At 42.0% G+C, this 26197-nt stretch carries 28 protein-coding genes; 15 read left to right on the plus strand and 13 right to left on the minus strand.

The annotated features are described in order from the left end of the window. Positions 1-19: 19 nt before the first annotated feature. From acpA to ABIB50_RS08235, 4 genes are read left to right on the plus strand one after another with little or no spacing between them, the layout of a single operon-like run. A complete protein-coding gene (gene acpA / locus ABIB50_RS08220; RefSeq protein ID WP_429378819.1) occupies positions 20-1393 on the plus strand; it encodes an acid phosphatase in 1374 nt (457 codons plus the stop codon). Further along, positions 1377-3152 carry a cytochrome c peroxidase gene (locus ABIB50_RS08225; RefSeq protein ID WP_429378821.1) on the plus strand — a complete coding sequence of 592 codons (1776 nt, stop codon included), beginning with the start codon at positions 1377-1379 and terminating at the stop codon, positions 3150-3152. Before acpA ends, ABIB50_RS08225 begins: the two co-directional genes overlap by 17 nt. A gap of 54 nt (positions 3153-3206) precedes the next feature. Beyond that, positions 3207-3896 (plus strand): hypothetical protein, encoded by a 690-nt coding sequence (locus ABIB50_RS08230; protein WP_429378822.1) that lies wholly within the window; start codon positions 3207-3209, stop codon positions 3894-3896. Between the two features lie 21 nt (positions 3897-3917). Beyond that, complete coding sequence (locus tag ABIB50_RS08235) at positions 3918-4265, plus strand: cupin domain-containing protein (protein WP_429378824.1); 348 nt, start codon at positions 3918-3920, stop codon at positions 4263-4265. Positions 4266-4327: 62 nt separating this feature from the next. Here the strand turns inward: ABIB50_RS08235 and efp are convergent, their stop codons facing one another. Beyond that, a complete protein-coding gene (gene efp / locus ABIB50_RS08240) occupies positions 4328-4888 on the minus strand; it encodes an elongation factor P (RefSeq protein WP_429378825.1) in 561 nt (186 codons plus the stop codon). A gap of 131 nt (positions 4889-5019) precedes the next feature. Between efp and ABIB50_RS08245 the strand changes: the two genes are divergently transcribed. Beyond that, entirely contained in the window at positions 5020-5190 is a 171-nt protein-coding gene (locus tag ABIB50_RS08245) for a hypothetical protein (protein WP_429378826.1), read from the plus strand. Then, the gene (locus ABIB50_RS08250) at positions 5172-5471 is read left to right on the plus strand and encodes a hypothetical protein (RefSeq protein ID WP_429378827.1); all 300 of its coding nucleotides are present in this window, start codon (positions 5172-5174) and stop codon (positions 5469-5471) included. The genes ABIB50_RS08245 and ABIB50_RS08250 overlap by 19 nt, the downstream gene beginning before the upstream one ends. Positions 5472-5491: 20 nt before the next feature. On the opposite strand, the gene ABIB50_RS08255 is transcribed toward ABIB50_RS08250, so the two are convergent. From ABIB50_RS08255 to ABIB50_RS08285, 7 genes are all read right to left on the minus strand, one after another. Next, the gene (locus tag ABIB50_RS08255; protein ID WP_429378828.1) at positions 5492-6379 is read right to left on the minus strand and encodes a dienelactone hydrolase family protein; all 888 of its coding nucleotides are present in this window, start codon (positions 6377-6379) and stop codon (positions 5492-5494) included. Between the two features lie 50 nt (positions 6380-6429). Continuing rightward, positions 6430-7035 carry a hypothetical protein gene (locus ABIB50_RS08260; RefSeq protein WP_429378830.1) on the minus strand — a complete coding sequence of 202 codons (606 nt, stop codon included), beginning with the start codon at positions 7033-7035 and terminating at the stop codon, positions 6430-6432. A gap of 190 nt (positions 7036-7225) precedes the next feature. After that, positions 7226-7561 carry a hypothetical protein gene (locus tag ABIB50_RS08265; protein ID WP_429378832.1) on the minus strand — a complete coding sequence of 112 codons (336 nt, stop codon included), beginning with the start codon at positions 7559-7561 and terminating at the stop codon, positions 7226-7228. A gap of 33 nt (positions 7562-7594) precedes the next feature. Next, a complete protein-coding gene (locus ABIB50_RS08270; protein WP_429378834.1) occupies positions 7595-8758 on the minus strand; it encodes an alpha-hydroxy acid oxidase in 1164 nt (387 codons plus the stop codon). Between the two features lie 98 nt (positions 8759-8856). Next, a complete protein-coding gene (locus ABIB50_RS08275) occupies positions 8857-9807 on the minus strand; it encodes a glycosyl hydrolase (protein ID WP_429379243.1) in 951 nt (316 codons plus the stop codon). Positions 9808-9967: 160 nt separating this feature from the next. Beyond that, a complete protein-coding gene (locus ABIB50_RS08280) occupies positions 9968-10372 on the minus strand; it encodes a hypothetical protein (protein WP_429378836.1) in 405 nt (134 codons plus the stop codon). 95 nt (positions 10373-10467) lie between these two features. Further along, positions 10468-11250 (minus strand): sterol desaturase family protein, encoded by a 783-nt coding sequence (locus tag ABIB50_RS08285; RefSeq protein WP_429378837.1) that lies wholly within the window; start codon positions 11248-11250, stop codon positions 10468-10470. Positions 11251-11383: 133 nt separating this feature from the next. Here ABIB50_RS08285 and ABIB50_RS08290 point away from each other — a divergent pair, with 133 nt between their 5' ends. The 5 genes from ABIB50_RS08290 (at position 11384) to ABIB50_RS08310 (ending at position 17033) form a co-directional block, all read left to right on the plus strand. After that, a complete protein-coding gene (locus ABIB50_RS08290) occupies positions 11384-11827 on the plus strand; it encodes a DinB family protein (protein ID WP_429378838.1) in 444 nt (147 codons plus the stop codon). Positions 11828-12031: 204 nt separating this feature from the next. Further along, positions 12032-13993 (plus strand): TonB-dependent receptor plug domain-containing protein, encoded by a 1962-nt coding sequence (locus ABIB50_RS08295; protein ID WP_429378840.1) that lies wholly within the window; start codon positions 12032-12034, stop codon positions 13991-13993. Further along, positions 13993-14565, plus strand: a complete 573-nt coding sequence (locus ABIB50_RS08300) for a YfiR family protein (RefSeq protein ID WP_429378841.1) — start codon at positions 13993-13995, stop codon at positions 14563-14565. Before ABIB50_RS08295 ends, ABIB50_RS08300 begins: the two co-directional genes overlap by 1 nt. Before the next feature lie 10 nt (positions 14566-14575). Beyond that, positions 14576-16345, plus strand: coding sequence for a PAS domain S-box protein (locus tag ABIB50_RS08305; protein ID WP_429378843.1), 1770 nt, complete (start codon positions 14576-14578; stop codon positions 16343-16345). A 43-nt stretch (positions 16346-16388) separates the two neighbouring features. Then, positions 16389-17033, plus strand: coding sequence for an START domain-containing protein (locus tag ABIB50_RS08310; protein ID WP_429378844.1), 645 nt, complete (start codon positions 16389-16391; stop codon positions 17031-17033). Positions 17034-17039: 6 nt separating this feature from the next. Here ABIB50_RS08310 and ABIB50_RS08315 read toward each other — a convergent pair whose 3' ends face one another. Beyond that, positions 17040-17810, minus strand: coding sequence for an SDR family NAD(P)-dependent oxidoreductase (locus tag ABIB50_RS08315; RefSeq protein WP_429378845.1), 771 nt, complete (start codon positions 17808-17810; stop codon positions 17040-17042). Positions 17811-18118: 308 nt separating this feature from the next. On the opposite strand from ABIB50_RS08315, the gene ABIB50_RS08320 reads away from it, so the two are divergent. Continuing rightward, positions 18119-19675, plus strand: a complete 1557-nt coding sequence (locus ABIB50_RS08320; RefSeq protein ID WP_429378846.1) for a sulfatase family protein — start codon at positions 18119-18121, stop codon at positions 19673-19675. 184 nt (positions 19676-19859) lie between these two features. Next, entirely contained in the window at positions 19860-20429 is a 570-nt protein-coding gene (locus tag ABIB50_RS08325) for an REP-associated tyrosine transposase (RefSeq protein WP_429378848.1), read from the plus strand. Between the two features lie 227 nt (positions 20430-20656). On the opposite strand, the gene ABIB50_RS08330 is transcribed toward ABIB50_RS08325, so the two are convergent. The 3 genes from ABIB50_RS08330 to ABIB50_RS08340 form a co-directional block, all read right to left on the minus strand. Then, complete coding sequence (locus ABIB50_RS08330) at positions 20657-21625, minus strand: retron St85 family RNA-directed DNA polymerase (RefSeq protein WP_429378850.1); 969 nt, start codon at positions 21623-21625, stop codon at positions 20657-20659. Positions 21626-21789: 164 nt separating this feature from the next. Then, on the minus strand, positions 21790-22704 hold the full coding sequence (locus ABIB50_RS08335) for a retron St85 family effector protein (protein WP_429378852.1): 915 nt from the start codon (positions 22702-22704) through the stop codon (positions 21790-21792). A gap of 304 nt (positions 22705-23008) precedes the next feature. Continuing rightward, a complete protein-coding gene (locus ABIB50_RS08340; protein ID WP_429378854.1) occupies positions 23009-23608 on the minus strand; it encodes a hypothetical protein in 600 nt (199 codons plus the stop codon). 248 nt (positions 23609-23856) lie between these two features. Between ABIB50_RS08340 and ABIB50_RS08345 the strand changes: the two genes are divergently transcribed. Beyond that, a complete protein-coding gene (locus ABIB50_RS08345; protein WP_429378855.1) occupies positions 23857-24363 on the plus strand; it encodes a DUF892 family protein in 507 nt (168 codons plus the stop codon). A 111-nt stretch (positions 24364-24474) separates the two neighbouring features. Next, entirely contained in the window at positions 24475-25263 is a 789-nt protein-coding gene (locus tag ABIB50_RS08350; RefSeq protein ID WP_429378856.1) for an alpha/beta fold hydrolase, read from the plus strand. Here the strand turns inward: ABIB50_RS08350 and ABIB50_RS08355 are convergent. Further along, positions 25244-26035 carry a response regulator transcription factor gene (locus ABIB50_RS08355; RefSeq protein WP_429378857.1) on the minus strand — a complete coding sequence of 264 codons (792 nt, stop codon included), beginning with the start codon at positions 26033-26035 and terminating at the stop codon, positions 25244-25246. The two genes, ABIB50_RS08350 and ABIB50_RS08355, sit on opposite strands and share 20 nt — an antisense overlap. Positions 26036-26197 lie beyond the last annotated feature (162 nt).

The raw sequence follows: 26197 nt of genomic DNA on the forward strand, positions 1-26197 counted from the left end.
AAACCGATTAACTTTACCAATGGATATTAAAACGTCCAAGATGTACAAGATGATCTTAACTTCGAAAATAAAAGCTGCGGCTGCGCTTAGCGCAGCCGCAATAGTGTTAATAGCAGCTTCTGCTTATAAAAAAGATGTTCCGGCTTCGGGTATTGAAAAGGTAAACCATGTTGTGGTTATCTACATGGAAAACCACAGTTTTGACAACTTATGGGGCGAGTTTCCGGGTGCTGATGGGCTATCAGATGCTAAAAAGAAAAACATAATTCAGCGGGATGCTATGGGGCAACCTTATGTTACGCTGCCGCCGGTACCGCGCAGTACTGCCTTTCCAACAAACCTGCCTAATAATTATTTTAATATTGACCAGTATGTGCCAAATGATCTGGTTACTCCTGACGTTACCCACCAGTATTACCAGGAGCAGTTACAATTAAATGGTGGTAAGATGGATCATTTCGTCCAATATAATACCAGCAAAGGTTTAGCTATGGGTTATTACAAAACGGCACAGATCCCATTGTATGATTTGGCTAAGCAATATACTTTATGTGATCACTTTTTTCATAGCGCATTTGGTGGATCGTTTCTTAACCACCAATGGCTGATAGCTGCTGCTACCCCAGTATTTCCAAATGCTCCTCTTACGATGGTGGCACAGCTGGACTCGGCTGGAAAACTGATCAAGGATGGCTCGGTAACCCCGGACGGTTATGCGGTAAACACACTTAATTCTATAAATCTTCATCCAAAAAACGCAGTTCTTGAAAGGCTGGTACCCAATCAAACCAACCCAACCATCGGCGATCGTCTTTCTGAAAAAAATATTTCATGGGCATGGTATTCGGGTGGTTGGAACGTAGCCAACGCCGGATCTACACCACCAATGTTCTCTTATCATCATCAGCCTTTTGTATATTTTAAAAACTATGCAGCCGGGACTGAAGCACGCAAAGAACACTTAAAGGATGAGTCAGAGTTTTTAACTGCTGCCAAAAACGGAACATTACCTGCAGTATCTTTTGTTAAACCCACCGGGGTGGAAAATGAACACCCGGGCGGTTCTACTGTTGCTGTTGCCGAAAAACACGCGGTTGCATTAATAAATGCAGTACTTAACGGCCCTAATGGCAAGGATGCAGTAATCATCCTGACCTATGATGAGAACGGCGGTTTTTGGGATCACATTGCACCACCAAAAATAGACAAATGGGGTCCGGGGTCACGCGTTCCTGCGCTTATAATTTCGCCATTCGCAAAAAAGAATTACGTCGATCATCATAAATACGAAACAGTAAGCATCCTGGCTTTTATTGAAAAAAGATGGAAGTTAAAACCATTAACCAGCCGGGACGAACATGCCGATCCGCTGAGCCATGCGTTTGACTTTTAAGGCAACCATTGCCTGCCTGCTGGCTGTTACCGGCTGTTGTATATTGGCTTTCCGGAAGGAAAAAATTGCAACCTCTGAGACTATTCGACAGGAACTTGTAATACAATCAGATGGCTTGTTGGCAGCTATACATCGATTACAAGTCGCCCCTGCCAAAGATCTGCAACAACGGTTCAGGGAGGCGCGATTGGCCTACAAACGCCTGGAGTGGGCGGTAGAATATTTTGACCCGCTAACCACCCGCCAGGTTAACGGCCCGCCCGTACCCGAAACCGAACTGACAGGATTGGTTATTGAGCCAGATGGGCTGCAGGTGATTGAAGGATTATTGTTCCCAAAGTTTACCTTATCTTCCCAAAAGGAATTAGCCAAGCGGCTAAATAGTTTGGCCGCTAATGCAACGCAATTTCAATACTATTTCACGCATGCCAACCTACAGGATTGGCAAATACTGGATGCTTTAAAACAGGAAATATTCAGAGTAGAGATATTGGGGCTGAATGATTTTGACGACCCGTTGGCTCGCCAATGCTTTGCAGAATCGGCAGCGGCTTTGCAAAGCACACAAAAGGTGGTACTGTGTTACCAAGGGATTTATAAATTACAATTGCCGTATCATTTTCAGCAAGCCATCCATTATCTTTCAAGATCAACAAATTTTGACCAGTTTGATCGCGCAGCATTTATTATAAATTACGCCAATCCGCTTACCCGCGCATTAACTAAACTGCATAAGCAATTGCACCTGCCTGATATCCGGTACAATCGCCTGTTAAAACAGGATACAGAAACGCTATTCGACCGTAATGCATTCAACCGTAACGCCTACATCGCAGCGCCGGAAGATTCGGCGACGGTACAAAAGATCGCTTTAGGAAAAAAGTTGTTCTTTGATCCACAACTATCCGGCAATGGTATGCGTAGTTGCGGTTCTTGTCATCAGCCAGACAAAGCTTTTACAGATGGGCTGGCAAAGAACCTTGATCTTAAAGGGAAACGTTTCCTTACCCGCAATACACCCACGTTGATTAACGCGGCATTGCAACCCTCACAATTTTATGATATGCGGGCCGCCTCGCTGGAGGACCAGGCGCATGATGTAATGAGTAATAAGGACGAGATGCATGGCGATATGCAGATCTCTACGGGTAAGCTTTGGAAGGATGCAGAATATCGTAAACTATTTAAGGATGCGTTCCCGGTTATTGACCGCAAGGCTATAGACACCGCCGAAATAATGAACGTATTAGCCAGCTATGTTCGCAGCCTTACAGAACTAAACAGCCGGTTTGATGTTTATATGCGCGGCGACAACAGCGCCTTAAATCAGTCTGAGATAAGAGGGTTTAATTTGTTTATGGGGAAAGCACGTTGTGCAACTTGCCACTACCTGCCTTTGTTTAACGGCAGCCTGCCACCCCGATATATGCAAATGGATGCCGAAGTAATTGGCGTACCTAAAACCAAAGCAGGTAAAGCTATCGACCCGGATGAGGGGCTTTACGGTATTTCACCATTTGCTTTTAACCACCACTCCTTTAAAGTCACCGCCGTTCGTAACGCGGCCCGTACAGCGCCTTATATGCACAATGGGGTTTATAAATCGTTAGAAGAAGTTATTGATTTCTATAATAAAGGCGGTGGCGCAGGGATAGGTTTAAATGTACCGAACCAAACATTGGCCACGGGTAAACTGAACCTTACGGCAGCCGAAAAAAAGCAACTCATCGCTTTTATAAAAAGTTTGGATAGCCGTTAGCATCCGCAGGAAATCTTTGTTACCTTTAATCCAACACGACCTAAACGGTAAGGCATGAAATATCTGATATTTGGTATAGCTATATGGAGCCTGGCTTTAGTTAGCTGCCATAATGAAGCAAAAACTAGGGAAACCCGAAAAGATTCGATAGTTAAGATAACCACTATTGCTACCACAAAAACAATAGTTACTTCAAACCCTGCGAACGATAAACAGGAGATTCAGACCCTGATAAGAAAAGTTTTAAATGAACATTCCATTGACCTGCTCCCTGCGATATTTAACAGGCAGGACAGCCTTTGCACCGGGTTTGATATGGGCATACTCAAACAAAACATGGAGAAATTGAAAGCGAGCAATCTTTTCTCGGCTACGTTTATAGAAAATTACAAACAGATCATTTTAACCCTTGATAAGAAGATCAAGAACAAAGAATTTTCGCCATGGCATACCGGAGAATTGCCAACTTTTATTTTTGCAAACGACGTTGACCCATGGACGCTTTGTCAGGATGTGCCCTACGACGAACCCAACGCGTTAGACTATGTTGAAGTAACACCTGCGAAGCTAAACGGCGACAGAGGTGAGTGGATGTGGAAATGGGGAAATTTGCCAAAGGGGCAAAATAGCGGTTGGAGAGATTTTAGCTATAAGTTTAATGTAGAGAAGGAAAACGGCGTTTGGAAAGTTTCCTATATGCAGGGCTTTGACTTCAAGGAAAGCACACATAAAGACGGCTTATAGATCATTTCTTTTATTATCACTATGAATTTTTTACCAACAGAGATCATCGATCTTAATACACACATTGAAAACATAACAGATGTTTACAAAAACATACCCGTAACGGAAGTTAACAACCATGTAGTGCGTTTAGCCGTAATGACCGAAGATTTTTATTGGCATTATCACCCTAACTCTGACGAGACATTTATGGTTATTGAAGGAACTTTGTTGCTTGACTTTGAAAATGGCACTATAGAGTTGAACAAGGGGCAACTAATAACCGTACCCAAAAACGTGGCACACCGCACGCGGCCGAAAGATGGCAGGTCGGTAAATCTAACCATAGAGCTTACTGCAATGGAAACAGTGAGGATAGAGAGGGAATAAAACAGTTTACCTTTAAAAGCAAAAAGCCTCCGGTTTTTCGAGCGGAGGCTTTTTGCTTTAGTTTATTTTACGCGTTCGATATAATCGCCGGTACGGGTATCAACCTTTATCTTATCGCCCTGGTTTATAAACAGGGGAACTTTTATTTCTACGCCATTTTCTGCAGTAGCAGTTTTTAACGCGCCGGATGAGGTGTCGCCTTTAACTGCAGGCTCAGAGTAAGTAATTTCTAATTCGACGTTGTTAGGCATTTGCGCCATTATAGGCTCTTCGCTTTCAAACGACACGATAATATTCATTCCCTCTGTTAAAAACCTTACAGATGGGCCTAAGAGCGTTTTAGAGATATTATGCTGATCAAAGGTCTCATTGTTCATGATCACCATAAAATCGCCGTCGTCATACAGGTATTGGTAATCGCTGGTTTCTACGCGGCAAATCTCAACCTGTTCGTCGGTAGCTAAGCGTGCCTCTACAATTTTGCCGGTTTTAATGTTCCTAAACTTATCTAAATAAAACGCGCCGCCTTTGCCCGGTGTACGATGCATAACTTCGGTAACAGTTACCAGTTCGCCGTTATAGCGTAATATATTCCCTACTTTAACTTCAGATGCCTTTGCCATGAAAATCCTTTTTTTGTTTTAGACCGCAAAGGTATATTAAGTTATGAGATTTTGAGAATTAGCCGAAATTTAAGCTGACATTATGCGTTACATTTATATTTTCGCTATTTTCGTATATATCGCATACAAACATGACACATCTAACTATAGATAATAAAAAATATGTGCTTATCCCGGAAGAAAACTACCAGGAGCTACAAAAACAAGCAGCATTAAAATCGAAGCCCGAAAAAACATTTTCTGTTGAGGAAGCCAGAGACTACAGCAAAAAGCTGATTAGAACATGGGCTTCAGAAAAGTAGCCATCAAAGAATCGGCAGCCGAAAGCATAGCCGGCATATCATGGTATTTGGAATCGGAAGGATTGCTGGCAACAGCCGAAAAATTTGCTGATGATGCATACGATTTTCTTTCGAAATTAGGAGACAATCGAAAAGGCTATCGGCCCTGTCGTGATCCTGAAAGAGATCTATTGGGTTATAAATGCATCCCTTATCGCAAAAAATACACCATTGTATTTATAGAACTTGATACAGAAATTATTGTATGCGAGTTTATACTATCAAAAAGAATTTATTGGTAACTCACAAAACATTCTTATCCCTACCCCAAATTCTCCTTAAAGAAATCAATAGTACGTTTCCAGGCTAATTCCGCGGCGGCTTTATCATAACGCGGTGTGGTGTCGTTATGGAAGCCATGGTTTGCGCCTTCGTAAATAAAGCCTTGGTACTTTTTGTTGTTTGCTTTTAATGCAGCCTCGTAAGCGGGCCAGCCACCGGTTATCCTTGTATCTAATGATGCGTAATGCAATAGCAATGGTGCTTTAATTTTAGGCACATCTTCGGCCGCCGGCTGGCTGCCATAAAACGGAACAGATGCCGCCAATTCAGGGATGCGCACTGCCATCATATTACAAATGCCGCCGCCATAGCAAAAACCAACCACGCCTACTTTTCCATTGCAATCCGGGTGATTTTTAAGGTAATTGAACGCATCTATAAAATTCTGCTCCATTTCGCCTTTATCGCGTTTCGCCTGCATTTCGCGGCCGGCATCATCATTACCCGGATAGCCGCCCAGGGGTGTTAATGCATCAGGTGCAATGCTGATAAAGCCGGCAAGGGCTGCGCGTCTGCCTACATCTTCAATATATGGGTTTAGTCCACGGTTCTCATGCACCACTATAACACCGCCAAGTTTGCCTTTGGCATCCGCGGGTTTTGATAATTGCGCTTTTATTGAGCCGCCGCCTTTTGGTGAATCGTATTTAATATATTCTGTTTTTAAACGCGGATCGTCCGGCTGAATTTGAATATTACCTTTATAATCAGGCATCAGAAAACTCATTAGTGCAGGTACAGTTAAGCTACCCACCGCATACAATGATAACTTTTCCATAAAGCCGCGGCGATCCAAACGATTATGCGCATAGGCATCATAAAGATCAAACACTTCCTGTTTGATATCTTCTTTTTTGATCTGATCCATAATATGATTGATGGGTTTATCCAAAAATAATGATTTACGGCGAAATAATACTATGGCGCTTTTGTAACCTTACTCCTAAAATAGCCTTCGGCTATATGAGTGACCTTTGCGTCTGCGCCCTTTTCTATTATCTTAAACTTAACTTTGCCATAAATACTATCTCCAATTGAATAGTTAGATTTATTTAGTGCTAAACTCTGTTCTATTACGTCAAATGTAGGTTCAGGTTTGCCTAATACAATATTATCGGTGCCGAAGTATGGCTTGACATCGAATAAATGATTCCGGCAATTAATAGTAAATCCCGACCATTCTTCGCCATCGCTAATCCCGATGTTAATTTTCAAAACACTGTCTATCACGAAGCTTTTGCAATTGTAATTCCGAGCATTAATGGTGTCGGTTAATTTCTGGAATCTATCGTTAAAATAGCTTACATCACTGGTTTTTGGCCACGCATAATAACCAACTTCTGGATAGTCTCTCTCTTTATCAAGTTTTTTATAGACGGGATTCTTAGTAATATCGGCGTTTATTATAATATTACCGGCTTCTATCTTGTGGCAAGCGGTGTTAAAACAACCGATAAACGCTATGCAGATCCATACCGGGAGACGTAGGCTTAAGCTGAATATGTTTGCGGTTTTTTGTTTCATACTGCTAAAATATTGACGCGTTGTTGCTTTTCTCAATTTTTGCAATTAGCTCACATTCAATACATTGTGTCGAAATCTTGTTTCATTTTGTTTCACTCGATTTTTACAATTAGCTTACTTACAGTTAGTTAAGCCCAAATCTTGTTTCACTTGTTTCATCTGTTTCATAAACATGTGAAACAAACAACCGTTATATAGCGTCCACTCCCGGTTTGGCGTTAATTTTCTTCCAGATGGTAAATCCCCCGAAAACAAGCATCAACCCAACAAACACATACACCCATGGAGATAAATTGCGCCCGTATATCATTAAATAAGTATAAGGTATACTATAGCCTATAGCAGCCAGCAGCATGGTTAATATGACCGGCTTTTTTTCTCGTAGTTTCTTGATGGTTACCCCTATAAAGATAACCATGGTGAGTTTACCTATAAAATATAGTGAGCCCAGCAACAATGGGTTAACATCATGTTTTTCGCCAAGGCCGATAATCCAATCTTTAAATACTATAAAATAATGCTCCATTGGCTGTAAGATATAAATTTTATAATTTAAAGCCTATTTAAACGAGATCAACGTATCAGGCAATGCTTCTACCCTTTCGCAGCAAAGCTGCTCCATGGCTTGTTTAAATTGCGTTTTAAGCATAGCTATGGTATGGTCGCCGCCTTTGTTACCCAGGGCTGATACACCGTACATAAACGGCCTGCCCATAAAGGTAAACTTAGCGCCGCATGCTAATGCCCTTGCAATATCCGGACCAGAACGCACACCGCCATCCATCATAATGGTTAGCTTATCACTGTATTTTGCCGCAAGGGTATGTAATGACCGGATAGACGATTCGCCGGCATCTATCTGCCTGCCCCCGTGGTTTGATACAATGATCCCATCAGCACCAAGTGCTATGGTTTTCTCCATGTCCTGCTCGCTGACAATGCCTTTTAATACCAGCTTGCCTTTCCATTGATCACGGATAGCGGCTATCTTGTCAACATCTACCCGCTTATCAAACGATGCATTCATGAACTGGCCCAGCTGGCCCATGTTCAGGCTTTTATCCATGTATTTTTTAAGGGTAGCAAACTCAGGGATACCATGCATCAGCGTAGAGATAGACCACTCGGGCCGAATGCACGATTGAAATATATTATTGATATTCATTTTTGGCGGCATAGATAAGCCTGCCTTGATCTCGCGATACCTGATACCGAACGACGGCACATCAACCAGTACTACCAAAACCTTGCATTCCGTATCTCTTAATCGCTGTAAAATATCATCGCGCATACTGGTTTTAGCCGGATGATATAACTGGTACCAAAATTGACCCTCGGACACTTCGGCGATGCGCTCTATACTGGCCGTTGATACCGTACTTAGGATATAAGGGATGTTATGCTTTAAAGCTGCCTTAGCCAAAATCTCGGGTGCGTTGGGCCACATTAAGCCCTGCAAGCCTATAGGCGCTATACCCATTGGCGCGTCATACCTATGGCCAAAAATATCTGCGCTGGTATCAACACCCTCATACTTTTTAAGGTATTGCGGCATCAGGGTGATGTCGTGAAAATCGGTCTCGTTTTTTAAAAGGTTAACCTCTTCGTTACAGCCGCCTTCCAAATAATCAAAAGCGAACTTGGGGATACGCTTTTTTGCTTTCTTTTTCAGATCGCCAATTGATGGATAACGTGGATCATAACTTAACAGGTCGGCCGGCATAGTACGTTGCTTATTTGGTTAATATTGGTAAAAGGTAATTTAGTTTTTAAAAGTATGACAAAAATCACCACCAAGCAACCCCTACAATCTTAAACCAATTACCGCCCGGTAAAAATATGCTTTATAAACTCCCATACCGACCTGCGTTTTTCGCCATATCCTTTCATGATATCAGGTACTTCATCCAACGTTATTACCAGATCATGGTTATAAACATAGCTCAAATGATCTTTAGGCACTTTCGTTAAAAAATCTGTATGCCACTCCATAAACCACGACCATTTAGCACCTTCGGCAAAAGCTTGTGCCGGGTCTGGCGGGATGCCGCATTCATGAAAAGCTATAGGCATTACATCGCCCACAATTGCCCGTGTTTGGTTATACATTTCCAAACGCGATAAATCGGCTTTGTAAGTATCGGGGCCGGCAATGTCTACATATTCGCGGCCGGGGTACCAGGCCGCGTCAGGCTTATCCATATAGCAAAGTACCCATATTAAGTTGTCCAGCTTTTGGTCATGCACGTAATAGTTGTACATGGTTATCCATAAGCGTTTAAACTGCGTGGGGCCCTTTTTGCCCCACCAAAACCAACTGCCGTTAAGCTCATGGAATGGGCGCCATAAAACCGGGATGTGCGCCCGCTGTAGCTTTTTAAGCAGCTTTGCTTTTTCTTTTAACTCTTTCCAAAAGGCATTATACTCGGGGGTACCTTCCTGGAAGATTTGATCTATATCAACCGCTTTTTTTGAATTTTCATAACCGCTGCCAATGCCGGGTGCGCCCCAGTGCCACATTATAGTGGGTATGCCGCCTTTGCGCCACCATTGCTTTGCAAACTTTATCTCCTTTTTATTTTTATTGCTGTCAATAAAATCAAGGCCCCTGATGGCAGGAAGTTTGCCGGTGGTTTCTTTAACATATTTTAGTTCATCATAGCCCCAGTTGGAGGTCATTTGGCCGGATAGTATTTTTTTGCCATACATATCCTGTATATACTTATACAGTGCCCTGGCTTCGCGCGATGCATTTTTATTGGAAAGCTCCAGCCGCTACTGGCTGTAAGCCCTGGTGTTTAAACCCGCCAGCAAAACAAAGCCGGCAAATATTTTAAATAGCATTGATGTGGTTAAAAATGAGTCTGTTTGTTACAGTCAAATATAACCGTCCGCATTCCAAAAAAATAAAATAAATTAAATATGGCTGATATTACCGGAACGAATAATCTATCAGCTTAAAATTCTGGCCCGCTGCAAGTGTATCCAGGTGCCATGATGACCCAACATCTTGAATATAATAGGTAAATCCGGCAGCTAATTCTGAGTTATCGTAAAATATCTTTTTTTCAAATACCAGTTTGTCAGCCAGCTTAGGTATGTCCTTAATTTTCATTGTGGTGATCGTCGAGTCGAAAAGAGTTTTTGTATGATTTCTGATAAACAGCGAGAAGGTAATGTTATGATTATTCGTCGAGAAATCTTGTTCGGTATATAAGTTAAATTTTATTGTCCGGGTTAATGGCAATGTTGGTGTTACTTCAACTTGTTTTGTGCAGGATGTGATCAATAAAAATAATGCGAAAATTGATACTGATAGTACTAAGGTTGTTTTCATTGTGATTAAGTAATATTTTAATTTTGAATAGACGCTACTTTTTGCAAAACGTTACAAAAAACAGCTACAAAGTGAAGACATTACGGAGGGATGGGTTAAATGGTTGCCCGGTTTTTATTGATCCTGTTTTGCTGAACCCTATCGTACTCTTTAACATAATCCGGGTGCTCTGTGCCCATCACTCTGTCCCAAAATCTAAAATACAGGCCATAATTGGCATTAAATTTACTATGGTGCAGGTTGTGGTGTACAGATGTATTTGAAATATTAAACAGTAAGGTATAACGCAACCATTTGGGTGCTATCTCATAACCCAAATGCCCATAAACATTTATTACAAACCCGATTATTACAAACAGGGTGATAGACAGCACGTTCATTGGTAAAATCAGGGTTATTACCAGCAACACCAATCCTTCCGTAAAAGCTTCGATGATATGGAACGAATAGGATGTCCAGGGCGATGGCACCGTAGACTTATGATGCACCACATGCGCATACCTGAATATTTTAGGGTGGTGCAGCAAACGGTGCATCCAGTAAAAATAGGTATCATGTATAATTAGGCTTAATACCACACTGGCAACTAACCACCACGTTGGATATGCACTAAAGCCGGTATAAACCCGGGTTATATTTTTAACCGGCGTATATAAAACCAGGCAGCCAATAACTGCGAAAACCAGTGTGGTTTGCATAGAGTGCAATATCTCCCTGATAAAATCACGGCGAGAGGCAGACCTGTCCTGTATTTTAGATTCGCTTAACCTTTCTTTAAGCCAGATATAATAGATAACAAAAGGGATACCGGCCAGTACAAAATACCTGGCTGCAGACATGCTAAAGATCTTTACAAATGGTTCAAACAGCTGTTGCATTGTCTGCCTTAAATTGTTAGCTAATTACAAATAAACGTTATTTGGATGAAGTTATGAAACCCTGTTGAAAAATCATTTAACCTAAATTAAACTATTTTACTTACAAGGTGTTATTCTTTTAAAACGCCAAGCCATGAATGATATTTTGTTTGCTCAGGAATTTGCTAAAGAGCTGGAGGCCGAGTCTCAGGCCAGCATAAAATGTTTGGAACGGATCCCAGCTGAAAAATTTGGCTTTAAACCTCACGAACGCTCAATGGAAATGGGTTATATGGCCCTGCTCGTCGCCGAAATCCCTGGCTGGATAAGCTATACGCTTGCTAACCCTCATATAGATTTTGCTACCTATCCGCATGATAAAGCGACTAACCCACAGGAACTTGTAGACCTTTTCAAGACAAACTCGGCAAAAGCTAAAGAGTCGCTATCGGCTATTAAAGAGGGTATTTTGGATGACCCTTTTGATCTGAGGAAAGGCGACGAAATACTATTGCGATCAACCCGGCGCGAACAGTTATCATCTATGATAAATCATTTGGTACATCACCGCGGACAGCTACGGTTTATATGCGTTTAAATGATATTATGGTGCCATCCATATATGGCCCATCGGCAGATGACAGGAGTTTTAAATCGTAGCTGCTTTGATTTATTATTGCAGATTGTAAAGACCATATTATAGCTAATTGTGCCGATTAATTCTGGCTTTAGCGAAAAAAAAAATGAAAACTTAAAACCTCACTTTTTGTTACATTAGCTCATAATTAGCCCCCTAAAAGCTATGCGAATAATTTTACCGGACCAACTATTACGCCGTGTTTTGTTATGTTTTTGTTTTGCGGTACAACCTTTCCTGGGGTTTTCACAAAATGTAATAACATATTCGCCCGACACTACCCTTATTTCGCCGGGAAAAATAAAAAAATTATCAGTTGAAGAACTGATGAATATTGAAGTAACGTCTGTTTCCAAACGATCAGAAAAGCTATCAGAAGTAGCATCAGCTATCCAGGTAATTACCGAGGAAGATATCCGTCGTTCCGGCGCCACTAATCTGCCCGAAGCTTTGCGGCTTTCGCCTAACTTGCAGGTAGCCCAGTATAATGCATACGCCTGGATCATCAGCGCGCGTGGGTTTAACAATGTTTTTTCAAACAAGCTGCTGGTGATGATAGACGGACGCACCGTTTACAGCCCGCTTTTTGCCGGTGTTTACTGGGATGCGCAAAGCGTTATGTTAGAAGATGTGGACCGTATTGAAGTTATAAGCGGTCCGGGCGGCACACTTTGGGGCGCAAACGCGGTAAATGGTGTTATCAATATCATTACCAAAAAAGCCAAGGACACACAGGGTGTTTATGTATCTGCCGCCGCAGGCACCAATCTGCATGATCAAATTTCGGCACGTTATGGTGGCAAGATAGGCTCATCTTTAACTTATAGAATATATGGAATGCGCAATGAGATCGATCCAACACTAAACGCAAACCGGATAAACAATAGCGACAACTGGCATATCAACCAGGGTGGATTTAGATTGGATTATGATGGTGGTGGTAAAAATAAGCTGTCGTTCCAGGGTAACGCTGAGGGCGGCACTGAGCATACTAACCCCGGCCCCAGCAGTTTTGATCACCAGGATATAATGGGGCAATGGTCTCATAGTTTCTCAACCGGATCGGATCTGCAGGTACAGGTTTATTACGACAGGATATGGCGCCGTGATCTGCCAAGCCTGTTTAATGATGAGTTAGAAACCTATGATATAGACCTGCAGCATAATTTCAAGATTGATAAAAACAATCACCTGTTATGGGGGCTTGGCTATAGATTTGCACATGACGACTCGCAAAACACCACCGCTTTTATTGGATTTTTACCTACTGTACGTAACCTGCATTTATACAATGGCTTTATACAGGACGAGATTCAGCTGGTTCCGGATGTTTTTAAGTTAACCGTTGGGACGAAGTTGCTGCATAACGATTATTCGGGTTTTGAAATTCAGCCCAGCGCCCGTTTTGCCTGGACACCCGGACAGCAACAAACCGTATGGGCAGCTGCATCCCGCGCGGTACGCACACCAAGCCGTATAGATGTTGATTATCATATCCCCACTTACCCGGTGCCTTCAACTACTCAAAGCGTTGGTGGCGGGCCAAACTTTGTGTCGGAAAAACTTTATGCTTACGAACTGGGTTATCGGGTACAAGCAGCTAAAAACCTATCCCTATCTGTTGCTACATTTTATAATGACTATGATGATTTGTATAGCGTTGAAGTAGCACCGGGCACTAAAACATATCTAATACAAAACGGCATGGAAGGAAATTCGGAAGGGATTGAATTTTCCGGTCTGTACCAGGCTGCTAACAGCTGGCGTTTACGCGGGGGATATACTTTTTTCCATAAAAACATCAAGGATAAACCGGGCCATGTATTTGACGTAACATACGAAGGTACCGACCCCCAAAACCAAATTGTGCTACAATCAATATTTGATTTATTTAAGCATTTCCAGTTTGATGTAACTGGCCGGTATGTAGGCGGTCGCCCGCTTTCTGTAATTGCAGGTGTACCAGCGGTATCTGCTTATTGCAACCTGGATGTACGTTTGGCCTGGCAGGTAAAATTTATGGAACTTTCGGTAGTAGGGCAAAATATCGCCAATAAAAGCCATGTAGAATTTGCGTCTAACCGTATTCCCAGAAATATATATGGCAAAGTTTCATTCAGGTTTTAATGGCTAACAGGATATTTAAAGTAGGTTATATATTAAAAGGCACCGGGCTGTCGGCCGTGATGCTTGCTTTTGCCCTGTTTTTTACTATCCAACAAACCCGTGCTCAAAATAAGCCCGCGCTTGAATACCAGGTTAAGGCGGCATTCCTTTATAATTTTACAAGGTTTATTAGCTGGCCTGCGTCGGCATTTAATTCGCCTAAAGCTCCGTTTATTATAGGCATTGTAGGGAACGATCCGTTTGGATCATACCTGGAGGATATAATTGACCAGGAAAAAGTTGATGATCACCCAATAATAGTTCAACGCTATCATGATATAAGGGACATCAATAACTGCCAGATTTTATATATATCTGCAGGCGATAATAATAAGATAAAAGAGATTATTGCCGGGGTGGCACATAAAAATGTGCTTACTGTAAGTGATGCTGATAAATTTGTAAACTGGGGAGGTATAATCAACTTTTTTAAGGATGATAATAAGCTGAGAGTACAAATAAATACGGCTGCCGCAAAAGCCGCCGGGGTAGAAATAAGTTCAAAGTTATTGAAGATATCTAAAATTCATTGATTAGGCTATAATGATTAACAACATCAAAAACACATCTATTCAGCGCAAACTGATGCGGGTAATACTGGTTACCTGCTCGGTAGTTTTAGTGCTGATGTGCGGTGCATATCTTGTATTTGAATACTTTAGCTCGAAGAATACGATCAAAAACAACGTATCCACATTAGCGGTAATCATTGCTTCAAACAGCTCGGCTGCGCTTGCTTTTGACAGCCCGGCCGATGCCACTGAGATATTGGATGCTTTAAATGCAAACAAGCATATTGTAGCTGCTGCCCTTTATAATAAGAACGGAAAACTCTTTGCCAAATATCCGGCTGATATTGCTACTAATCTGTTACCCTCAAAACCCGCAGCAAACGGCTATCAGTTTAATGCATCTTACCTCGAAGGCTATCAGCCGGTTATGCAGCAGTCTGTAACTATGGGTACGTTATATATTAAATCAAACCTTGAGGTAATGTATAGCCAGATAAACCATTTATTATTGATAGGGCTGTTGCTTACGCTGAGTTCGTTGGTTATTGCTTACCTGCTCTCTAATATCTTACAAAAAACAATATCCCGGCCTATTCTTGATCTTGAAAAAGTGGCTAATATGGTTTCAAAGGATCATGATTATTCTACACGTGTCTTAAAAACAAGCAATGATGAAATCGGCTCACTGACCGACGCGTTTAACCAGATGCTGACCCAAATCGAGCAGCAAAATTTAGCTATAATAAGTTCGGAAGAGGCCAGTTCAAAACTGGCTGCAATAGTTGAATCATCAAGCGATGCCATCATCAGTAAAACTCCTGCCGGTATTATTACCAGCTGGAATAAATCGGCCGAACGAATACTGGGTTACAGCGCCGAAGAAATGATCGGTCAATCTATCTTAAAGATCATCCCCCCCGACCGTCAGGACGAAGAACCACAAATAATACAACGTTTATTGAGCGGAGAAAGGGTAGAAAACTTTGACACGCTGCGTCTTAAAAAAGACAATACCTTAATAAATATCTCGCTATCCATTTCCCCTATCAGAGATACTAAAGGAACTATCATAGGTTTCTCAAAAATAGCACGCGATATCACCGAAAAGAAGCAGGAGGAAATGCGAAAAAATGACTTTATAGCCATTGTAAGCCATGAATTAAAAACGCCTTTAACCTCGGTAAAATCTTATATACAGGTATTGCTGGCAATTGCTAAAAAAGACGAAGCAACATTTAGCCTGAACGCTTTAACCCGGGCCGATATCCAGATAAAGAAAATGACCACCCTGATACAGGACTTCTTAAACCTTGCCCGCTTGGAAGATGGTAAGATGCACCTGAACAAGGAAAACTTTGAGCTGCACTCATTTATAGAAGAAATAGTAAACGAAGTGCAGTTTTTGGCTGTAAACCATACTATACTTTTTACAGATTGCAAGGGAATTATTATAAATGCCGATAAAGAAAAGATGGGCCAGGTATTAAATAACCTGCTAAGCAATGCTATTAAGTACTCGCCTAAAGGGGGTGATATTAATATTACCTGCAAAACAATTGATGGTAAGATTAGGATAGCCGTGACCGATCAAGGCGTAGGGATAAATAAACGCGACCAAAAGAAACTATTCGACCGCTTTTACCGGGTAAAAAACGAGAAGTTGAAAACAGTTTCAGGGTTCGGGATAGGGTTATACCTGGTATCAGAAATTGTACGTTACCATAATAGCAAAATAGAGGTGGAAAGCACCGAGGATCAGGGTTCTACGTTTTATTTTGACCTTGATATCAAATCAAAGTAACATAAGCTAAATTTAAGCGTTTTAAAGCAAAGCCGCCCGTAATATGCATAAAAGACTGATCCTGCTGTTTTGTATTTTCACCAATTTCGCGCTGGCGCAAACCACCGAAAACTGGGACCTGAAAGAAAACAAAGACGGCGTAAAAATATTTACCAGGGATATAGAAAACTCTAAAATTAAAGCAATAAGGGTTGAGTGCCAGGTGCAAGCCTCGCTATCACAGGTAGTTGCAGCGCTGATGGATATCCGCAACAGCGAAGAATGGCTATACCATACCGCCGGTAATTACATGGTAAAGCAGGTATCGCCTGCCGAATTATATTATTACTCGTTAATAGAAATGCCCTGGCCCGTAAGCAACCGCGATTTCATAGCCCACCTAAAAGTAACCCAGGACGAGGCTACCAAAGCCGTAACCGTCGACGCGCCATGTTTGCCCAACATGGTACCGGTAAAACCCAATATAATCCGCATAGCCAACTCTAAAGGCAAGTGGGTACTATACCCTGTTAATAAGCAGGAAGTCAAAATTATTTATACCCTGCATGCCGATCCCGGGGGCAGCATACCTGCCTGGCTCACCAACCTTTTTGTAACACAGGGGCCATCGCAAAGCTTTAAAAAGTTTAAGGTGCATATCCAAAAGCCTGTGTATAAGAACGCTAAGCTGGATTATATTACAGACTAACCCCGCCTATTTTATCCCGCTGGGTAAGGTACTAACCGACGTCCACCCACCATCTACAATCAGGCTTTGCCCGGTGATGTGCTTAGCCTTGTCCGACACCAGGAACAGCGCAGTATGAGCTATATCGCTAACATAGGCCGGCCGGCCCATAGGGGTAATTTCGGACCACACCCGCTCATAATCTTCCTCAAGTGTAGTACGCTCGGTTAAGGTAGCGCCGGGGGCAATGGTGTTTACGTTGATCTTATAAGGCGATAGCTCAATCACCAGGTTTTTGGCCAGCATCTCAAGGGCCGCCTTGGTCATGGCGTAGGCGGCAAGATCCTTCAGTGCCTGGTGGCCCACTACCGACGAGGTGAACAGCAGCGCGCCCCCGTTGGGTTGCAGCTTCATTTTATTGGAAGCCGCCTGTGCCAGGAAGAACGTCCCGCCCAGGTTAACCTGCAGCACTTTAAAGAGCGCCTCCTGGGTATAGGTGGCAAAATCTCCGTATAGGGTGATGCCGGCATTGGCTATAACAATGTCCAGCTGGCCGTACTGGTCAACCGCGAAATCAACCATTTTATGGATAAAGTCCACGTCGCTTGCATCCCCCGGGAAGGCTATACAGCGTTTAGCCCCCTCGGTATTTATTTGATTAGCAGCCTTTTGTGCAAGTGTTTCATCCAGGTCGTTTAGTAATACGGTGGCCCCGCCGGCAACAAGCAAGCGGCAGATCTCAAAACCAATACCCTGGCCCGCGCCGGTAACGATGGCTACTTTATCTTTAAACTCCATATCTAAATTAATGCTGATAATTGGTTATCAAAATTGGCCCGGACTTTATATCCGGGCCACCAAATTAAGTAAATATTTTACATGTTTTTATTTATGCACAAAAACCTCCCGTTTATGCATAAAAAGTTGCCATTTAAGCACCATTTCGTGGCTGTAAATGCACCATTTGTTACCACATAAGTACCATTATTTACCATTTGTATTGCGCACTCATCAAAAAAATTATGCATTGTATTGTATTTGGTTTTTTGTAGGTTAGTGTCACGGTTTAATCGTCACCAATTACAATTTTTCAGACCCTATCCACCATGAAGACCAGCTACTTTTTGCCGCTTTTATTTTTAACATTTTGCGGGCTGCATACCCTGGCCCAAAACGCGGCGGTGCGCCAGCCCGGCGGCTCATTAAAACTTTTAAAAACCGGCACCGGCAAACCCCGCAACATCGTCTTCATTTTGGCCGACGACCACCGCTACGACGCCCTCGGCTTTTTACATACCCAGGACTTCATCGAAACCCCCAACCTGGACCGTATGGCCCGCGAGGGCGCCTACCTGCCCAACGCCTTCGTCAACAACTCGCTTTGCTCGCCGTCGCGGGCTTCGATCTTGACGGGCCTGTACTCGCATAAGCATACCGTTATTGATAACAACCACGCGGTGCCCAATAATTTGATCTTCTTCCCGCAGTATTTGCAGCAGGTGGGCTACCAAACCGCCATGATAGGCAAGTGGCATGCCGGTAATGATGGCGACGAGCCCAAGCGCGGCTTTAACTACTGGCTGTCGTTTAAGGGGCAGGGCTCCTACTGGCCCGTGAAGAACGGCCTTAACTTTAACGGCAAGCACATCCCCCAAAAGGGTTATATTACTGACGAGCTTACCGACTACGCCATCGACTTCCTTAGCCACCGCAAACGCGACAAGCCGTTTATGCTGTACCTGGCCCATAAAGGCGTACATGCCGACTTTATCCCCGCCGACCGCGACAAGGGCCGCGCCGCCAAATACCAGTTTAAACCACCCTTCACTATGGACCCCAAGAATGTTGAGGGCGCGCCTATGTGGGTGCAGAACCAGCGTAACTCGTGGCACGGGGTCGACTTTCCGTACCATAGCGATCTGGACATAGGCGAGTATTATAAACGCTATGCCGAGACGCTGCACAGTGTGGATGAGTCGGTTGGTAAGGTGATGGAATACTTGAAGAAGGAAGGTTTGCTGGAGAGCACCCTTATTATTTATATGGGCGATAACGGCTTCCAATTTGGCGAGCATGGTTTGATTGATAAGCGCAACGCTTACGAAGCCTCTATGCGCGTGCCCCTGCTGGCCTATTGCCCGCAGCTCATCAAGCCCGGCACCGTGGTAAAACAAGTGGTGGCCAATATTGATGTGGCCCCAACCCTGCTTGATGCCGCCGGCTTAAAGGCCCCGGCGTACATGGATGGCGCAAGCTACCTGCCCCTGCTTCAGGGCAAAACCGTTACCAACTGGCGCAAGGGGTTGCTGTACGAATATTATTGGGAGCGCTCCTTCCCACAAACGCCAACCATGCACGCCCTGCGTAACAACCAGTTTAAATACATCCATTACTACGGCATCTGGGATACCGACGAGCTGTACGACCTGCAGGCCGACCCGCTGGAAACCAAAAACCTCATCCGCGACACTGCCTACGCCAAAACGGTAAAATCCATGAATAAGCAATTGTTCCAGGCCCTGGCCGATACCAAAGGCATGTACCTGCCCCTAAATACCGACGTAGGCGGCCAGCAAAACCTCCGCAACAAACACGGCGCGGCCGAGGCTAAGTTCCCGGGGTATTTGATAAAGGAACCGAAGAAGGGGAAGGATAAGGATTAATTAACAGGTGGTGACAAAGTTGTGTCACCATTTTATTGGGTAGGGTTGCCGTACTTTGTAATGTTGGCTGAGGTGATGGATTAATTAGGGCTGGCGCAAGTATGTCGGGCGGGATAAGCGGGCAAAGGCTACTTGTGCCTTATATAACTTTTCAACGAATTATAAATTATACTTATATTTAATTATGAGTACCAAGTACAAGTTTCATGACCAGGAGAAGTTATATTTTATAACATTTGCGGTAGTTGGTTGGATAGATTTGTTTATAAGAAATGAGTATCGGCAAGTATTATTGGACAGCTGGAAGCATTGTCAAAAAAACAAAGGCTTGCAAGTTTTTAGTTGGTGTATAATGACCAGCCACGTGCATATGATAATTGGCACCGAAAAGGATAACATGGAAGACATACTGCGCGACATGAAACGGCATACCGCTATGGCCTTGAGAAAATGTATAGAAGACCACCCACAGGAAAGCCGGCGCGAATGGATATTGAAATTAATGAAAGCCGCAGGAACAGCAAATAGTAATAATACCGGTTTCCAGCTTTGGCGGCAAGACAATCATCCTATTGAATTATTCACCCAAAAAGTAACCCAACAAAAATTAGATTATATTCATAACAACCCGGTAACAGCCGGCTTTGTTGAAAGTCCGGAAGAGTATTTATATAGCAGTGCTAAAGATTATTATGGTTTGCAGTCAGACTTATTTCCGGACATTATGTTAATAGAGCCGATGGTAATGAAATAGTTTGATAGGCACAAGTAGCATTTGCACGCATGGCTTGCCCGACATACTATTAAGGCTATTAAGGCACAAGTAGCATTTGCACGCATGGCTTGCCCGACATACTATAAGGCTATTAAGGCACAAGTAGCATTTGCACGCATGGCTTGCCCGACATACTTGCGCCAGCGGGGCAGGCTGCTCGACATACTTGCATTATGAAGAATTGATTACTCATTGTTTAGCCAAGTTTATTTTTTTAACAAATTTAATTGTGCAACTAATGTTGACGGATTTTTTTTTGAGAGTTTTGAAATATACTCATTTAAAATATGCAATCGTTTTCTATCGACCGAGTTAATGTAAGCTAGCCAACCTTGAACTTCATCTATGAGGTCAAAATTGCTTTGCTGGTTTGCCAATGTTAAGTGATGTATTTTAGCTCTAACAATTTTCATTTTCTTTACCCCAATTCCAAATGAATCGTTCGAAATTATTAAACCAGTTACCTTTTTTGCCCTTGCCGCCCCTGCTATACGAGTTTTTTTCTCATTAACTTCGAATTTCTCACTATTTATAATGTTCTTGATAATAGGAATAATTTGAACTAGCTTACTGGGGTTAAATCCTGAAAACGTTAAATCGTCTGCATATCTTGTATAAGTTAACCCTCTTTTACCTACATATCCTTGAATTCTAACATCTAATTTCCAAAGTATCAAATTTGCCAATTTCGGAGAACAGGGCCCACCTTGGGGTAAGGCTCCATTGAAAGTACATATATTGGTCATCAAAGTGGCAATATCTCTATTATAACCAACTGATTTAAATACATTATATACCATGTTTGATTTAACGGAAGGGAAAAAATCTGACAAATCAATAGACAAAACTGTACTAGCGAATTTGTGAGGCTCAACATTATCACTTATGGAGGTCCCACGCTCAAATCCTTTACAAGACGAGGATACTTTTAGTTTGTTAAGGATATGAAACAAAATCCAAGATTGCAGCCCTTTTAGTCTCCTATTAGGCTGGGATATCAATCTAGCCTTTCCGTTACTTTTTAGAATTTCGTAAGTTTTGTAATGATATTGTGAATGCTTTGATAACTGAAAAATTGTATATTTTGATACATGAGTTATAATAGAAAAATCATCTATAGTTTGAATTATTGGAAGTCCAAAAAAACTGAGTCTTATGTTGTCTGATTTATCCATCTTAAAAATATAGGAAAGCTACTTTTACTTCATAAATTTTGAGTGAAGTTTTCGACTAAAACCTACCGGATTTTAGTTGAAAAATTTGCGATTACAATGCTTAGTTTTAAACTCGAATGTCGGAACAACATTCCATCACCGAAGTGTCTAAAAGCCAGCTTTACCTATATTCTAAGTTTTTTATTTCTCAGTTTTAAATTTAAAATTTCTAACCTTAAATCATCTAAAGCGGTAGTTTCATCTTGTATTTTAATCCTACTGCTTGTTTTTTTTAAGCTAAAATAATGCTTTATTCCTAATCCCGTTAATTTATACCCTATATGAGTTAATTCTATGAATTTTTTTTTAGTCATTATGGTTAGCGCAGTTGTAGTGATTTGAAATGAATTAGAAGTATCCGTTATTACCGCTTCGACAAGTTTTACTAGGTTTTCTTTACTAATTGGTTCTAAGAGGTAGATAGCAGGCAACAAGAAATTATCTAGCTGCAAAAGGTTTATCTTTTCTGTCTTTTTTGTACTTACCTTTTTAATCTTTCTTATAGATGATTGGATATCTTTAATATGTCTTAATATCAATTCAGGATTTATATATATTATTCCCTCCTTATTTGCTTTTTTTACAAGTTTTAATGGCCCTTGATTAATAAAGCTTTTATCCTTTTTATATTTTTGATCGACAAGGCATATTAATTTTCCTCTTAGATTTTCATCATTAGCAAAAGCTCCAAGTTCTGAAAATGATCCGGGACTTTCTGGTATTAACAAAATCACATCGATACTTTCAGCAAGTAGATTTTCTAAAGAAAGCAAATCCTTACCTTTGGAATTGTATAATAACTCGTCAAAAATATCCTCAGGAAATATTAAATCATATAAATAAGAATTCCATTCTGTTGAAAGAGCTCGCGATACTTGGTATCTTATCTTATCTTTTTTATTGATGTCAGCACCACATAAAAAAACTGAAGTCTTATAACTGTTTATCGGCTTATAAAACTCACTTTGGATTTTTGAGGCAAGTTTCCAATACTCATTTGACGATATTATGTGTTCACCCTGCATACTCTTATAATCCATTTAATGCATAAATATAAATTTACGATAAATTATATGCATTTTCTAATTGTTCAAGAATATACCAATCTAAGCAATTTTTAGGAGTAACCATTTCATGATTAATCAAACAAAGAAGTAAATGTTCAACAATGGAAAAAAAGTCGGGGTTGTTGATTAGTGGTTTTTATGCGTTATAGGGTTTCTCCGCCCCCCCCCCGCTGGCGCAAGTTTGTCGGGCGGGTTAAGCGGGCGAAGGCAACTTGTGCCTTATAGCAAGTATGTTAGCCCTTCAAACAGTAACAGCCCGACCAACTAAGTCAATCTACTACATAAAAATCTTTGAATACCAGGTGGCTTTATCGAATACGGTCGTCCAGTTGCGTTCGCGGTCACGGCCCATTAAGCCGGATTTTGCATTGGTCTGCACAGAAATAGAATTGCCATTATTGATCAACTTCCAAATCTCTGTTACGTAAACCAATTCTTGTTTCTGAATATTTACATGGTAAGGAGTGGCAGTCATCAAGCGTACAATTGAATTCACAGTCATAGTTTGACCATCAGCCGACCACTTTACGGTAAACGTCTTCCCGAATCCCGGCACACGATGACCAATTTCGGTTACTTTATCGAAGATAAGTTTTTCCTGGCTTTTAGCCGGGCCATAGCGGGGAGACGGATCTGATACCGCTATACTTAAAAAATTCGCCTGCTGTGCTATTTTCATGGTTTTATATAGCATACGGTCGCCCTCGGTGTAGGTGCAAACAATATTTCCGCCCATACTTATCGACTCTTTAGACTTCCATTCGCCGGAAAAGTCAGCACGATGAATGCCCTTTTTTTGCTGAGCCTTTACAGGAAAATAAATTATGCCAACCAGCATGACAACCAGGCCGAACAAAACATTGCTATTATTTTTCATATCTATCAGAATTAGTTCAGCAAATCTACTTTGATAGTTTTCGGCCCGGCGAATCTGTATTGTAAATATTAATGTAAACTTTGTAAATAAAATATTGACATTATGCTTCTTACCCGCTGTCGCGTTAGTCCGGATTTATAATCCCGGACTAACGGGCTAACACCGGCAGGTTTAATTTACAAGCCTTGTAAAACAATTAATTATACTGTCGGTTAGCTTTTTGCGGGCACAAATAGCCCGCGCCTGTTATGGAACCCAGAACACCAACCAAGATACTCAGCCAACAAGAACTCCGGCATTTTTTTATCAGTCATTTAAACCGGATCTATTGTGCCAAAAGCCAGTTGGTAGAAAAACTACCTGAACTTGAAAAGCGCTCGCACTACCTGGATCTGCAGCAGGCGATAGGCGAAACCGTGGATGTTGTTACCATCCAGATACGGCGGATGAAAGAGATCTATATTATGCTGGATACCTTTTACACCCCGGAGAGCTGCGCGGGCCTCGCCGGGATCATGGACGAGGCGTTCCAGTCCATAGGCAAACCCGGCGACAGTGCGGCACTGCGCGATCTTTCTATTTTATTTTACCTGCAAAATATTGAAAGCATAGAAATGGCTTCTTTTAAGATGATGATATATGTAGCCGACAAGCTGGAACAACCCGATGTTTCGCAGTTACTACTGGAATGCTATGATGAGGCTAAAGAAGATAAGGCATTGCTTAAAGCGATAACGGCCAATTATGTTAATTGAGCCGGCTACCCCATCCTGGTAAAAGCCCCCTCATTTTTATCAAAAACGTTACTTAATTTATAGCGGACTGAAAAGAAGAATAACTTATATTAGCTATTCAACTATTTATCAATGCTTTATTACAAAACTGCCGGCAGCGGAAAGACTATTGTTTTTATTCATGGTAACTCTCAGTCTACCGGGATTTGGGACGGATTTATAGACGAGCCATCATTGGCCGGGTACAGGCTGGTTAGGGTAGATTTGCCGGGGCAGGGGCAATCTTTTAGAAGTACAGACCCCGAAAAAGATTATACGCTGAAGGGCATGGCTGTGCATTTGCTTGATTTTTTGCAGCCATTTGATGATTACATAATAGTAACCAGCTCGTTGGCCGGTAACGTTGTTGCAGAAATTATTACCCAACTAAAGGGCTGCAAAGGGCTTTTTTTAACGGGAGCGTCCATAATAGGTGAAAAAGTTACCGTAGCCGACATTGTAAAACCCAATCCTTTTTTTTCGGCAGTTTTTACAGCGCAGCCAACTGACGAAGAATTGAAAGGGCTGATAAGTAACTGGGCAATACATATAAACGAGGCATCCAAAAAAGATTATATAAAGCTATTTTGGGCTACCGACCCCGCCGTACGAACGCAGTTGGGCGCAGCAATTGCCCTGGCCGACTGGAGCGACGAGGTGGCTAATTTAGAACAGCTGGAATACCCCGTTGCTGTGGTGTATGGCGCGGAAGAAAAAGTGGTTTTCGCTGATCATCTTAACAAAACGGATATTAAACTGTGGCAGCACAGCATTATTGAAATACCGGAGGCCGGGCATTGCTGCCAGCTTGATCAGCCTGCGCAATTGGCGGGTTTAATTAGCCGGTACGCTGCTGATATTTTCAGATCAGCCGGTTCCTGATAGCGAAGGCCACCATTTCGGTTATGTTTTTGGTATTGGTTTTGCGCAGCATATTTTGCTTGTGGTTTACTATTGTAAACTCGCTTAACGACAGCTTATCTGCAACTTGTTTGCTGCTGTAGCCCTCGCTTAAATATTGCAATACAACCTTTTCCTGCCTTGTTACCAGCGAGTCCTCAAAATTCGGATAAAAGTAATTGGAGCTGACCAGTTCCTTTTTACTGTCAACAGCCCTGGCAATGGTGTGCACCATTACCGTATCTGTTTTAAACTCAGTAATATCAAGGATCATCCCAAGGCTGTATAACGGCAGCCCGGTTTCTTTGGATGTTATAAAAGAGTTACGCTGTAATACGTGCGCCAGCTTTTTATCCTGCCGGGTGAACCTGAAATTATACGAGAAAATATATTGGTGATGATCTTGCTGCGATGTTTGTTTTAAAAACGCGGTATTATGCGTAAACACCTGCTGATTAAAGATCCGGAAATCATCCTTATGGTACACCTCAATCAGTTTTTCGAGCCGTGATTCTATAAACTCGCGGGGATGATAGCCGGAGATCCCCTGGATCTCATTGGTCATTACCAGGTATTGCTGCGCTGTGTAATCAAGCACATAAAATAAAGGGACGGTATGGTGAAGGAACCCGCCCAAATTTTTGAAATTTTGCAGCAGGTCCTGAATGTTCCGCAAATCTGCAACCTCACCGGCATACCATGCTTTTTGCAGGTTTCCCATATAGGTTATGTCCAGGTCGTTCCGGCTTTTCATGTTTCAGCTTACAATTATAAAAGATGGATTCGCAATATACGCCACAAGGGATAGGCGTATACAACAGTTAAAAATAGCAATATATTACTATTTTTTAGCATAGGTTCCCTACTTAATTTTAGTCCGTCAGTAAATTAAAACAAAGCCCCTTTTTAAAAACAC

It is taken from the genome of Mucilaginibacter sp. UYCu711 (genome assembly GCF_050433825.1).
Lineage (GTDB): Bacteria > Bacteroidota > Bacteroidia > Sphingobacteriales > Sphingobacteriaceae > Mucilaginibacter.

Coding starts and splice junctions, on each gene's coding strand:
- acpA (WP_429378819.1), top strand. CDS start 20: ATGGATATTAAAACGTCCAAGATGTACAAGATGATCTTAACTTCGAAA.
- ABIB50_RS08225 (WP_429378821.1), top strand. CDS start 1,377: ATGCGTTTGACTTTTAAGGCAACCATTGCCTGCCTGCTGGCTGTTACC.
- ABIB50_RS08230 (WP_429378822.1), top strand. CDS start 3,207: ATGAAATATCTGATATTTGGTATAGCTATATGGAGCCTGGCTTTAGTT.
- ABIB50_RS08235 (WP_429378824.1), top strand. CDS start 3,918: ATGAATTTTTTACCAACAGAGATCATCGATCTTAATACACACATTGAA.
- efp (WP_429378825.1), bottom strand. CDS start 4,888: ATGGCAAAGGCATCTGAAGTTAAAGTAGGGAATATATTACGCTATAAC.
- ABIB50_RS08245 (WP_429378826.1), top strand. CDS start 5,020: ATGACACATCTAACTATAGATAATAAAAAATATGTGCTTATCCCGGAA.
- ABIB50_RS08250 (WP_429378827.1), top strand. CDS start 5,172: ATGGGCTTCAGAAAAGTAGCCATCAAAGAATCGGCAGCCGAAAGCATA.
- ABIB50_RS08255 (WP_429378828.1), bottom strand. CDS start 6,379: ATGGATCAGATCAAAAAAGAAGATATCAAACAGGAAGTGTTTGATCTT.
- ABIB50_RS08260 (WP_429378830.1), bottom strand. CDS start 7,035: ATGAAACAAAAAACCGCAAACATATTCAGCTTAAGCCTACGTCTCCCG.
- ABIB50_RS08265 (WP_429378832.1), bottom strand. CDS start 7,561: ATGGAGCATTATTTTATAGTATTTAAAGATTGGATTATCGGCCTTGGC.
- ABIB50_RS08270 (WP_429378834.1), bottom strand. CDS start 8,758: ATGCCGGCCGACCTGTTAAGTTATGATCCACGTTATCCATCAATTGGC.
- ABIB50_RS08280 (WP_429378836.1), bottom strand. CDS start 10,372: ATGAAAACAACCTTAGTACTATCAGTATCAATTTTCGCATTATTTTTA.
- ABIB50_RS08285 (WP_429378837.1), bottom strand. CDS start 11,250: ATGCAACAGCTGTTTGAACCATTTGTAAAGATCTTTAGCATGTCTGCA.
- ABIB50_RS08290 (WP_429378838.1), top strand. CDS start 11,384: ATGAATGATATTTTGTTTGCTCAGGAATTTGCTAAAGAGCTGGAGGCC.
- ABIB50_RS08295 (WP_429378840.1), top strand. CDS start 12,032: ATGCGAATAATTTTACCGGACCAACTATTACGCCGTGTTTTGTTATGT.
- ABIB50_RS08300 (WP_429378841.1), top strand. CDS start 13,993: ATGGCTAACAGGATATTTAAAGTAGGTTATATATTAAAAGGCACCGGG.
- ABIB50_RS08305 (WP_429378843.1), top strand. CDS start 14,576: ATGATTAACAACATCAAAAACACATCTATTCAGCGCAAACTGATGCGG.
- ABIB50_RS08310 (WP_429378844.1), top strand. CDS start 16,389: ATGCATAAAAGACTGATCCTGCTGTTTTGTATTTTCACCAATTTCGCG.
- ABIB50_RS08315 (WP_429378845.1), bottom strand. CDS start 17,810: ATGGAGTTTAAAGATAAAGTAGCCATCGTTACCGGCGCGGGCCAGGGT.
- ABIB50_RS08320 (WP_429378846.1), top strand. CDS start 18,119: ATGAAGACCAGCTACTTTTTGCCGCTTTTATTTTTAACATTTTGCGGG.
- ABIB50_RS08325 (WP_429378848.1), top strand. CDS start 19,860: ATGAGTACCAAGTACAAGTTTCATGACCAGGAGAAGTTATATTTTATA.
- ABIB50_RS08330 (WP_429378850.1), bottom strand. CDS start 21,625: ATGGATAAATCAGACAACATAAGACTCAGTTTTTTTGGACTTCCAATA.
- ABIB50_RS08335 (WP_429378852.1), bottom strand. CDS start 22,704: ATGGATTATAAGAGTATGCAGGGTGAACACATAATATCGTCAAATGAG.
- ABIB50_RS08340 (WP_429378854.1), bottom strand. CDS start 23,608: ATGAAAAATAATAGCAATGTTTTGTTCGGCCTGGTTGTCATGCTGGTT.
- ABIB50_RS08345 (WP_429378855.1), top strand. CDS start 23,857: ATGGAACCCAGAACACCAACCAAGATACTCAGCCAACAAGAACTCCGG.
- ABIB50_RS08350 (WP_429378856.1), top strand. CDS start 24,475: ATGCTTTATTACAAAACTGCCGGCAGCGGAAAGACTATTGTTTTTATT.
- ABIB50_RS08355 (WP_429378857.1), bottom strand. CDS start 26,035: ATGAAAAGCCGGAACGACCTGGACATAACCTATATGGGAAACCTGCAA.